The sequence below is a fragment of the Streptomyces sp. SID11385 genome (assembly GCF_010548245.1).
In the GTDB taxonomy this organism is placed as follows: domain Bacteria; phylum Actinomycetota; class Actinomycetes; order Streptomycetales; family Streptomycetaceae; genus Streptomyces.
In genome coordinates this window covers 1-1109 of record NZ_JAAGLR010000739.1, presented here as the reverse complement: position 1 = coordinate 1109, position 1109 = coordinate 1, and the positions used below count along the sequence as shown (strand labels likewise).

The window sequence follows — 1109 nt, the reverse complement described above, 5'->3', positions numbered from 1 at the left end:
CCACGCCACACCGACCAGGCCCGGCGCGAGGCGGCGAGAGTCCGCGCCGAGGCCGAACTGCGCGACCGCGCCTCCGAACTCGCGGCCCTCCTCGCGGCCCGGGGCGCCTGAGCCCCACTCGTCCCCCCCCGCCCGTACTGCCCCAGGCTCACCACCGCCCTCACGCGCCTCACCCGCACCCCGCGCATACTGGAGGTGTCCGACCACCCCGAGGAGAGGTGCCCCGTGCCGCCCAGCGCTCCGCCGCCCGAGCCGCCCCCGCCCGGCGGGGTGCTGTGGAGTCTCGCCGGGGACGTGCGGATGCTGCTCATGCTCCCCTCCGCGCTGCTCCTCCAGGTCGCCCACCCCGCCGTGGGCGCGGGCGTCGACGCGCACTCGGTCTTCCGCACCGACCCCTGGGGCCGCGCCGCGCGCTCCCTCGACTCGCTCCTGCTGTGGGTGTACGGCGGCGAGGCGGCCCGCGCCGAGGGCCGCAGGCTGCGCCGGCTGCACCGCGACATCAGCGGCACCGACACCCGGGGCCGCGCCTACCACGCGCTGCGCCCAGAGACGTACGCGTGGGTGCACGCGACCGGCTACCCGGTCAACCGGCGCGGCCTCGCCCTCCTCGTCCGGCCCCTCACCCCCGCCCAGGATCGCGCCCTGTACGCGGAGTGGCTGCGGGTCGGGCGGCTGCTCGGGCTGCGCGAGCGGGACATGCCCGCGACACCCGAGGAGTTCTGGCCGTACTACCGCCGGATGCTCGCCACGGAGGTGGAGACGAACACGGTCGTGCGCGAACTCCTCGCCACGGACACGAAGATCCCCGCCCCGGACCGCGGCCCCCTCGCCCTGCGCCTGGCGCTGCGCGCCCTGTGGCCGCTCCTGCTGCCTCCGGCCCTGCGCGCCCGCCGCTTCCTGACGACCGGCTTCCTCCCCGCAGACGCCCGCGCCGCCCTCGGCCTGGACTGGACCCCCGCCCAGGAACGCCGCCTGCGCCGCCTCGCGACGGCGTTCCGCCTCCTGGTCCCCGCCCTCCCCGAACGCCTCCGCTACCTCCCGTACGCGCGCCGCGCCCGCGCGGAGGCCAGGCGGCGCCGCGCCTGAACCGCGCCCCGCCTCAGCTCCCC

The 1109-nt window shown here is 78.2% G+C and carries 1 protein-coding gene; it reads left to right on the top strand.

The genetic code is table 11. The features are described 5' to 3' along the window. Positions 1-225: 225 nt before the first annotated feature. Positions 226-1086, top strand: coding sequence for an oxygenase MpaB family protein (locus G3I42_RS22365; protein WP_164288634.1), 861 nt, complete (start codon positions 226-228; stop codon positions 1084-1086). Positions 1087-1109 lie beyond the last annotated feature (23 nt).